This window comes from Frankia sp. RB5 (assembly GCF_059816245.1).
The window spans coordinates 1-9,370 of the sequence record NZ_JCBATA010000114.1; the positions used below are offsets into that span (position 1 = coordinate 1).

Genomic DNA, 9,370 nt, shown 5'->3' on the forward strand with positions numbered 1-9,370 from the left:
CCTACGCCGTGTCGGCTACGCCCTCATCCCACCCGGCCGACGTGATCACACCACCCCGACCGCCGCCCTCGATCTCCACAGCTTCCCCTGACAAACCAGGCAGACCCCCCACATGAAGAAGCCCTGGGCCGGCGGATGAGACGGTATCCAGCCCGTCGGCGGCGCTGCCGGCGGAAGCCAGCCGGTCGACTGCGCCGGCGGGGCAGGCCAACCGGTCGCCGTCGTCGCCGGCGGCAAAGCCTGCGGCGGCGGAGAACCAGGGCCGTCGTCCACCCAGAAGTTCCAGTGCGCGGGCGGGGAGGGCCAGCCGGGATCGGGCTGCCAGCCCTGCGGAGGCGTCCACCCCGCGTGCGGGACGGGCCAGCCGGGCGGCGGATTGAAGCGGAACGCCATCTGCCCTCACAACAGTGCCGACTCGACACCCCGTGATCCCGGCGTCGACACCGAGAAGGATTCCCCGGCCGGACACACCGTAGCGGAGGCCATCCGCACCCTCAACCAGAATCGGTCGACACTGCCACGCACCGCACTTTCGTAACGATCCCACGACCACAAAGGCTGCGGTGAGTATCCCCAGAACCGCAGATGCGCCCCTGCCCTCACAAGCTGCTTGCCAGCAAGCTGGTGACCACGCGGATCACGCCGCGGGGCGCTGATCTCGACGGCCGCGGCGCGTCCGCGCACGGAAACAGGTGAACCGCCCCGGGTCCGTGTCTCGGTCCCGGGGCGGTTCACCCGTCCGCGTGTCCCGCGCGCGCTCTCAGGTACGTGGTTCCGCGCTCAGGTGCGCAGTTCCCGCGTGGCGTGCTGCTCCAGCGCGCCGCCGGTCACCGTCTCCGGGTGGTGCAGGTCGAAGGCGGGGCGCTCGGAACGGATCCGCGGCAGCGAGGAGAAGTTGTGCCGCGGCGGCGGGCAGGATGTCGCCCATTCCAGCGAGTTCCCGTAGCCCCACGGGTCGTCCACCGTCACGATCCGGCCCTTGCGGTACGACCACCACAGGTTGTAGAGGAAGGGCACCGTCGACAGGGCGAGCAGGACGCTGCCCGCGGACGAGATGGCGTTCAGCGTGTCGAAGCCGTCGGACGACGTGTAGTCGGCATACCGGCGCGGCATGCCCCTGACGCCGAGCCAGTGGAACACCAGGAACGTCGTGTGGAACCCGACGAGCATCGTCCAGAAGTGCACCTTGGCGAGACGCTCGTTGATCATCCGTCCGGTGACCTTCGGGAACCAGAAGTAGATTCCACCGAATCCGGCGAAGAGCAGCCCGGCGACGACGTAGTGGAAGTGACCGACCACGAAATAGCTGTCACTGACGTGGAAGTCGACCGGCGGGCTGGCAAGCAGGACACCGGTCAGACCACCGAACAGGAAGGTCACCAGGAAGCCGATGGCGAACATCATCGGCGGCTCGAAGGTGATCGAGCCATGCCACATGGTGCCGATCCAGTTGAAGAACTTGACCCCGGTGGGAATCGCGATCAGGAACGTCAGGAACGCGAAGAAAGGCAGCAGCGCGGCGCCGGTGACGTACATGTGGTGGGCCCACACGGCGATCGCCAGCGCACCGATGCCGATCGTCGCGTAGACGAGACCCTTGTAGCCGAACAGCGGCTTGCGGGAGAACACCGGGATGATCTCGGTGATGATCCCGAAGAAGGGCAGCGCGATGATGTACACCTCGGGATGCCCGAAGAACCAGAACAGGTGCTGCCAGAGGATGGCACCGCCGTTCGCCGCGTCGAAGATGTGCGCGCCGAACCGGCGGTCGATCTCCAGGGCGAGCAGCGCCGCGGCGAGCACCGGGAAGGCGATCAGGACCAGGATCGACGTGACGAGCAGGTTCCAGCAGAAGATCGGCAGCCGGAACATCGTCATGCCGGGCGCCCGCAGGCACAGGATCGTCGTGATGAAGTTGACCGCGCCGAGGATGGTGCCGAGACCGGAGACGGTCAGGCCGACGATCCACAGGTCCGAGCCGGCGCCGGGCGAGTACGCCGCGTTCGACAGCGGCACGTAGGCGAACCAGCCGAAGGATGCGGCGCCGTTCGGCGTGAGGAATCCCGCCATGACGGTCAGGCTGCCGAACAGGAAGAACCAGAAGGACAGCGCGTTCAGCCGCGGAAAGGCGACGTCCGGCGATCCGATCTGCAGCGGGATCAGATAGTTCGCGAACGCGAACGCGATGGGTGTCGCGAACATCAGCAGCATGAGCGTGCCATGCATCGTGAATATCTGGTTGTACTGCTCGTTCGACAGGAGCTGCAGGCCCGGCCTGGCGAGCTCGGCCCGGATGAACATCGCCAGGACGCCGGCGAAGGCGAAGAAGACCAGCGACGTCAGGAAGTACAGCAGCGCGATGTCCTTGTGCGACGTCGTCCGCAGGTAGTGTGCCAGGGTTTTCACCGCCCTGGGTGGGGCCTCGCCCACCGACGGGCCCGTGTGCCCGGCCGGCGTATCGTGCACAAGTGTCACAGTCCGCTCCAGATGGTGATGCCGCTGCCGGCGGTGGCACGCGTTCCCGGCGTCGGGTGTCACGACCGCCGCCGGGCAGCCCACAATGAATGTGTGTCACCGTCGGCGGCGACGGGCCCGGCGGATGGACGGTCCCGCACCGCGCGGCTCGGCGCACCGGCCGATAAACCTGCCGGCGCACGCCACGTTATCCACGGGCCACCGGCCGCGGCCCCGCCTGACGTCCCACATACACGGGAATTCCGGCTCCCACACCAGGCGCACAAGGTCCTGCCCTGGCAGTTCCACCATTGCCCTAATCACCTTCTTGACCGCGGCCATCCGCGCAACAGGGCCGCCCGACGATCATGCGGAGGGAGTGGTGGCCCCGCCGGGTCATCGCCCAGACACGGACCGACCCTTCACTGGCCGATGTCGTGGTCGCCGGCCTCGACCAGGCCGCTCTCATAGGCGAAGACCACGATCTGGGCGCGGTCCCGCAGGCCGAGCTTGGTGAGGATGCTCGACACGTGCGACTTGACCGTCGCGGGTCCGATGAACAGCTGTCCCGCGATTTCGGAGTTGCTGGAACCGCGCGCGACGGCGACCACCACGTCACGCTCCCGTTCGGTGAGGCGCTCGACACGGCGCGAGGCCGCGGAGCCGACGGCCCGGCGTTCGGTGAACCGCCCGATGAGGCGCCGGGTGATCGACGGTGCCAGCAGCGCGCCGCCGTCCGCCACGGCGCGCACGGCGTCCGCGAGCTGCTCGGCCGGGATGTCCTTCAGCACGAACGCACTCGCGCCCGCACGCAGCGCCTGGTACACGTACTCGTCCGGATCAAAGGTGGTCAGGATGAGTACCCGCGTGTCCCAGTCGGCCTCGGCGAGGATTCTCGACGTCGCTTCCAGCCCGTCCATCACCGGCATCCGGATATCCATGAGAATCACGTCGGGACGGTGCCGGCGAGCCTGCTCGATCGCCTCGACTCCGGTGCCGGCCTCGGCCACCACCTCGATGTCGTTGTGCACCCGCAGGACCATCGCGAGGCCCCCACGGACCAGGGCCTGATCGTCGACGATGAGGACACGGATGCTCACGCGGGTTTTCCTTTGGCCGGCAGATGGGCAACTACCCGGAATCCACCGCCCGCACAGAGCCCCGCCTCCAGAGTTCCGCCCAGCAGCAGCGCCCGCTCCCGCATCCCGATGACGCCGTGGCCACCCGGAGCCTCCCGGGGAGCGGCGGGTTCCGGCGCGACGAACGCTCCGCCATCGTCGCGGACCTCGATGGCTATGCGGTCCCGATCGGCACGCAGTCGCACCTCGGCGGACGCTCCGGGGCCGGCGTGTTTCAGCACGTTGGTGAGTGCCTCCTGAATGATGCGGTAGGCGAACAGATCCGTGCGGGCCGGCAGGTCCGCCGGAAGCGCCTCCACCGCCGAGGTGACCTTCACACCCGCCTGCCGGATCTGCTCGATGAGCCCGGGCAGTTCGGCGAGGCTGGGCTGCGGCCCCAGGTCGTCGAGGCTGCTCTGCGGCCGTAGGACGCCGAGAAGGTGGCGCAGCTCGTCGAGCGCCTGCCGGCCTGCCTCCTCCACCGCTCGCATCGCGCCCAGCGCCGCCGCCGGATCCTCGGCGGCGACGGCCCTGGCCCCGCTGGCCTGCACCGTCATGAGGCTGACCCGGTGAGCGACGACGTCGTGCAACTCCCTCGCGATGCGGGTGCGCTCCTCGGCGACGATCCGACTGGTCTCGGCGGCCCGTTCCCGCCGGAGCTGGTCAGCGCGGTCGTGACGGAGCTGGACACGACGCCCGATATACCACGCCCCGACCATGACGAGACTGCCGAAGACGGGCACCTGCCACCACGGGCCGGGGTCATCGAGGCCGTCGATGCTGGCCAGGGCCGAGGCCACGAAGGCGCCCGTCGGAGCGCGCCAGTCCGCGGGAGCGTAGCGGCCGCTGGCATACAGGGCGGTGATCGTGGCGAAGCCGAGATGGGTCTCGCCGGTGCCGATCAGGGCGGCCCAGGCGATGAGCGAAACACCCAGGGCGACCAGCGGCGAGCGTCTGCGCCGGTACAGCGCCGTGCAGGTCACGGCGCAGACCAGGAGAACGAGAACCGGGACGTCGGCGAGGCCGCGCACCACCATCGAGTCGCCGGGACCGTCGATCACGAACACCGTCATGACGAAGGCGGCGGCGGCGAGAACGGCGTCCGCGGTGCGGGGCCAGCGGGCGAAGGGACCTCGCAGACCCTTCCGGGCGCCCGGGCTCGACGCCTCGGAGGTCGGCGTCCCGGCGGTCGGCGTCATGGGGCTTCGCCATCTCCCTTCGCTGTGGTGGACCAGGATTCTGGTGGGGACCGGCGACGCTCCCGTCGACCAGACGGGATCACGGTATGCGAGCCGGGGCCGGCCGTCGCCCGCCTTCAGACGCACGGCGGTCTCCCCCTCGAGGAGGAGACGAGGGCAGGATCCGCGCCGCGTCCACCGCCTCTGGGCGGGGCTGGCAGCCCCTCCACGGACGGGCGACGACTCGGGGGTCCGCCGCGCACAGTTCCCCTCATGAAGCAGTTCGCCCGCCGCGTCGGGGACATGAGCGCACGCAGACCGAAGCGCACGATCGCCGCCTGGGGACTTGTCGCCGTGCTGATGCTGGCTCTGGCCGGCACGGTCGGCGGCTCGTTCATCGATGACTTCGTCGCTCCCGGCAGCCAGAGCGAGAAGGCCATGACACTGCTCGAGGAACGCTTCCCGGACGCGGCCGGCGGCAGCGCGACGGCCGTGTTCGCCGTGCCCCACGGGCAGCGTCTCGAGGGCAGTCGTGCCGTTGTCGAGGCCACCGCCACTCGGATCGGGCGGGTGAACCACGTCGTCGCTGTCACGAACCTGTTCTCCGCCGGGGCGGTGTCCCCCACCGGGCGCATCGGATACGCCGAGATCCGCTTCGATGTGCCCACGACAGAGGTCAGCCCAGGCGTGCTCGCCGCGATCACGGACGCGATGCGACCGGCGCGGGTCAACGGCGTCCAGGCGGAGCTGGGTGGCGACGCGGCCTTCATCAACGCTGACGCGCAGACGTCGGGCATCGAGGTGGTTGGTCTGGCCGCCGCCCTGGTGGTGCTGGTGGTGGCGTTCGGCTCGGTCGTGGCGGCGCTCGTCCCGATCGTGCTCGCCCTGGTGACCGTCGCCGCCGGAGTCGGCGGCATCATGCTGCTGGCGGGCATCGCCGAGGTCTCGTCGGCAGCGCCGACGATCGGGGCGATGGTCGGTCTCGGGGTCGGTATCGACTATGCCCTGTTCATCGTGGCGCGCTATCGCGAGAACCGGGCGGCGGGCCAGGACAGTCCGAGCGCGCTCTCCGACGCGATGGCGTCGTCAGGTTCCGCCGTCCTGCTCGCCGGCGGCACCGTCGTCGTGGCGATGACCGCCCTCACGCTGACCGGCCTGGGCTTCCTGACCTCCATCGGGCTCAGCACCTCCCTGGTGGTCATGTTCGCCGTGGCGAGTGCCCTCACGCTGCTACCGGCGCTGCTCTCGCTGCTCGGCGATCGTGTCGACGCGGGACGCATCCCGGGCCGACGCGGCCGGGCGTCCACGGGTTCGGCCCACACCACGGCGTGGTGGCGCTTCGCCCACCGCGTCGCCCGCCGTCCCTGGCCATATCTGCTGGCTGCGGCGGCGATGCTGCTCGCCCTGGCCGCACCGGCGCTGAGCATGCGGACAGGATTCCCGGACGCCGGAGACGACTCGCCGCACACCAGCCATCGCCGCGCCTACGACCTGCTCGCCGACGGCTTCGGCCCCGGGGTGAACGCCCCGCTGCTGATCGTGGCCGATCTTCGCAGCGCGGATGCGGGCGCCGGCACCGGTGCGCAGGGAGGCCGCGACGCCCTGCCCGCCCTGGCCCAGCGCATCAACGCCGATCCCGGGATCGCCACCGTGAGCGAGCCGCGATTCTCCCCCGCCGGTGACACCGCCGTACTGCGCGCCTTCCCGACCACGGCCCCCGCTGACCGCGCGACCTCCGACACCCTGGCGCGCATTCGCGAGATCGTGCCGGGCAACGTCGCCGTGTCGGGGCTGACCGCGATGACCGACGACCTGACCAGACAGCTCACCGATACTCTGCCGACCTTCGTCGCCGCGATCCTCGCCGCATCGTTCCTGCTGCTGATGGTGGTGTTCCGCTCCATCGCGGTGCCGCTGAAGGCCGCGCTGCTGAACCTGCTGTCGATCGGCGCCGCCTACGGCGTGGTCGTCGCGGTCTTCCAGTGGGGATGGTTCGGCGGCCTGTTCGGACTCGACGACACCTACCTGATCGCCTCACCGTTGCCCACGATCTTCTTCGCCGTCCTGTTCGGCCTCTCCATCGACTACGAGGTGTTCCTGCTCTCGCGCATCCGCGAGGAGCACGTCGCCACCGGCGACAGCTCCGAGTCGGTGGCCCGGGGAATGGCGGGCACGGGCCGCGTGATCACCTCCGCGGCGCTGATCATGACGGTCGTGTTCCTCGGCTTCGTCGCCAATCCCGCACCGATGGTCAGGATGCTGGGTCTGGGCCTGGCCTCGGCGATCGTGCTGGACGCGACACTCGTCCGCATGGTCCTGGTCCCTGCGACCATGGCCCTGCTGGGCCGAGCAAACTGGTGGCTGCCTCGCTGGCTCGACCGCCTGCTGCCCGGCGCGCGATCTGACGGCGCCGGTGTCCCACCCCAGTCCGGGCCCGAGCTCGTCAATGCCACGACGGCCGCCGCGATCGAATCCCCAGAGCGCGTCTGATGCACAGCCCGATGTCCGGCTCACGCCGCCGGGAAGACCACCTCGCCCCCTCCAGCCGCCGAGACCGACGAACCCCACTTCCATTCTCTTCGGGCCAGTTAACTAGACTTGTGGGTATGGTTGCGAGGCGGTTCAGCCTCTCCTGGCCGCACCATCCGACCGGACGTGCGTGCCCGTTGCCACGCCTGTCACCGAAGGAAGCCCACCATGCATGACGGAACCTCCGCCCGGATCGCCCGGCTGGAGTCCGAGCGCGACATCCTGCGCACCTTCACACGCTTCTTCCGCCTCCTCGACACCCGGCAGTACGAGCAGGTGGCCGAGCAGTGCCTCACTCCGGACGCCGAACTCGAGGTCCGTCTGCCCACGGCGCACCGACTGCACGGCCCTGGCGAGGTCACCCGACACCTGCGCACTCAGCTGGACGCACGGTCCGAGATGACCGCGCATGTGCCTGGTCTCGCCGTCGTCGACTGGAACGGTCACGATCAGCCCTTCCTGACCGCCTACACCACCGCCTGGCACTGGTTCACCGCCCGGGCGCATCTCGGTGACCTGCGCCCCGCCGACTGGACCGTCGTCCTCCTGGTCGAGGACGCCTATCGCCGCCACGAGGGCCGATGGCTCATCGCCCGGCGACGTGTCACGCCCGCGGCCGGGCTGGTCGCCGCCGGTTCGCCGCCGCCCGCGGATCCCGCGGGCCACCGCTGACGCCGTCAGCATCCGCCCGCTCCAACTGATCGCCGTCCCACAAGCCATCACGGACCGGAAGGCCGCCATCATGACGACCGTTCTCGACCGCCTCGAGGCCGAGCGGGCCATCCTGCGCACCCACCACCGCTTCTTCCACCTCGCCGACGCCCGCGACTACGAACAGCTCGGCCGGCGATGCTTCACCGCCGACGCGTTCATCGAATACCGGATCATGCCCGGGCCACCGCAGCGTTTCATCGGCCGCGACGCGTTCGTCGACTTCATGGTCGCCGGACGGCCGCCAGCCCACCCGTCCTACCGGCTCGCCGGGCCCGCGGTCGCGCACACCAGCGCGCCGCCCGACATCGACTGGAGCAGGGGCAGGCCCCGGCTCACCGGCCACGCCACCGTCTGGCACTGGGCCGCCACCCGCACCGTTGCCGGACGAGCCAGGCCGGCGGACTGGACGACCATCGGGCTCGTCGAGGACGCCTACCGCGAGGACGGCGGACAGTGGCTCATCGCCCACCGGCTGATCACGCCCGCCGCAGGCCTCGTCGCCACCGGAAGCGCGCCCGGGACCGGTCGGCCCACGGCGCGCTGAGGCCATGCCACCGCAGCCGATCCCCGCGGTTCAGGCGCACCGATACGATTGGCCGATGAGCGCACCGGCGCCGTCCGCCAGGCGGGCATCGTCGCGCGGTCGGATCGACAAGCGCCAGGCGATCCTCCAGGCTGCCTTCACCGTCTTCGCCGCCCAGGGCTACGAGCTGACCAGCGTGCAGGAGATCGCCGCCGAGGCGAACGTGGCGAAGGCGACGGTCTACAGCCACCTCGACGACAAGGAGCAACTGTTCCGCCAGACGATGGCGACCGTCGCCGAGGCGGTGCTGGCCGACAGCCTCGCCGCCGTCGACCGGCTGCGCGCTGTCGGCGACGACCTGCGCGCCGTGTGGGAGGACGTCGCCGACGAGTTGGTGCGGGTGTGCTGTGACGAGCGTGCCCGGGCGCTGCGCTCGCTGGCCTACGCGCAGGTCGCCCGCTTCCCCGATCTGATCGCCGACGTCCAGGGTCGCACCTCCGTGCGGCTCGCCGAAGCGCTCGCCGACCGGATCGCCCGGCTGTCGCTGTCCGGACGGATCCGCCCCGCCGATCCCACCTGCGCCGCCGAGCAGTTCCTCGCCCTGCTCACCGGACCCATCGAAACACGCTCACGGATGGGCACCCGGGAGATTCCCGCCGAGGAACTGCTCGTGGTGTCCAGATCGGCGGTGGACACGTTCCTGCGCGCCTACGCCGCCGACTCCTGACCGTTGCATGAGAGCGCTGGATAGCGCTGTTCATGCCGCCTCACCTTTCGGTGGGGCACCCCGGGTCTGACCGGCCGTGGCCGTGCCCGGTTCCCGCTTCACAGCCACCCGCCCGCTCGCGCGGGTC

At 70.2% G+C, this 9,370-nt stretch carries 7 protein-coding genes; 4 read left to right on the forward strand and 3 right to left on the reverse strand.

Annotated features, from left to right (window positions below):
- Positions 1 to 780: 780 nt before the first annotated feature.
- The 3 genes from ctaD to AC6EXY_RS32520 all read right to left on the reverse strand — a co-directional run bounded on the left by ctaD (position 781) and on the right by AC6EXY_RS32520 (position 4,771).
- Positions 781 to 2,475, reverse strand: a complete 1,695-nt coding sequence (gene ctaD / locus AC6EXY_RS32510) for an aa3-type cytochrome oxidase subunit I (RefSeq protein ID WP_101831904.1) — start codon at positions 2,473 to 2,475, stop codon at positions 781 to 783.
- Positions 2,476 to 2,876: 401 nt separating this feature from the next.
- Positions 2,877 to 3,554: a response regulator gene (locus tag AC6EXY_RS32515; protein ID WP_101831900.1), complete on the reverse strand. Its 678-nt coding sequence runs from the start codon at positions 3,552 to 3,554 to the stop codon at positions 2,877 to 2,879.
- Entirely contained in the window at positions 3,551 to 4,771 is a 1,221-nt protein-coding gene (locus AC6EXY_RS32520; protein ID WP_243407518.1) for a sensor histidine kinase, read from the reverse strand. Before AC6EXY_RS32520 ends, AC6EXY_RS32515 begins: the two co-directional genes overlap by 4 nt.
- Before the next feature lie 252 nt (positions 4,772 to 5,023).
- On the opposite strand from AC6EXY_RS32520, the gene AC6EXY_RS32525 reads away from it, so the two are divergent.
- From AC6EXY_RS32525 to AC6EXY_RS32540, 4 genes are all read left to right on the forward strand, one after another.
- A complete protein-coding gene (locus AC6EXY_RS32525) occupies positions 5,024 to 7,240 on the forward strand; it encodes an MMPL family transporter (RefSeq protein ID WP_499818929.1) in 2,217 nt (738 codons plus the stop codon).
- Positions 7,241 to 7,447: 207 nt separating this feature from the next.
- Entirely contained in the window at positions 7,448 to 7,951 is a 504-nt protein-coding gene (locus tag AC6EXY_RS32530) for a nuclear transport factor 2 family protein (protein ID WP_499818928.1), read from the forward strand.
- A 70-nt stretch (positions 7,952 to 8,021) separates the two neighbouring features.
- The gene (locus AC6EXY_RS32535) at positions 8,022 to 8,537 is read left to right on the forward strand and encodes a nuclear transport factor 2 family protein (RefSeq protein ID WP_499818927.1); all 516 of its coding nucleotides are present in this window, start codon (positions 8,022 to 8,024) and stop codon (positions 8,535 to 8,537) included.
- Between the two features lie 55 nt (positions 8,538 to 8,592).
- Entirely contained in the window at positions 8,593 to 9,243 is a 651-nt protein-coding gene (locus tag AC6EXY_RS32540) for a TetR/AcrR family transcriptional regulator (protein ID WP_101831897.1), read from the forward strand.
- Positions 9,244 to 9,370 lie beyond the last annotated feature (127 nt).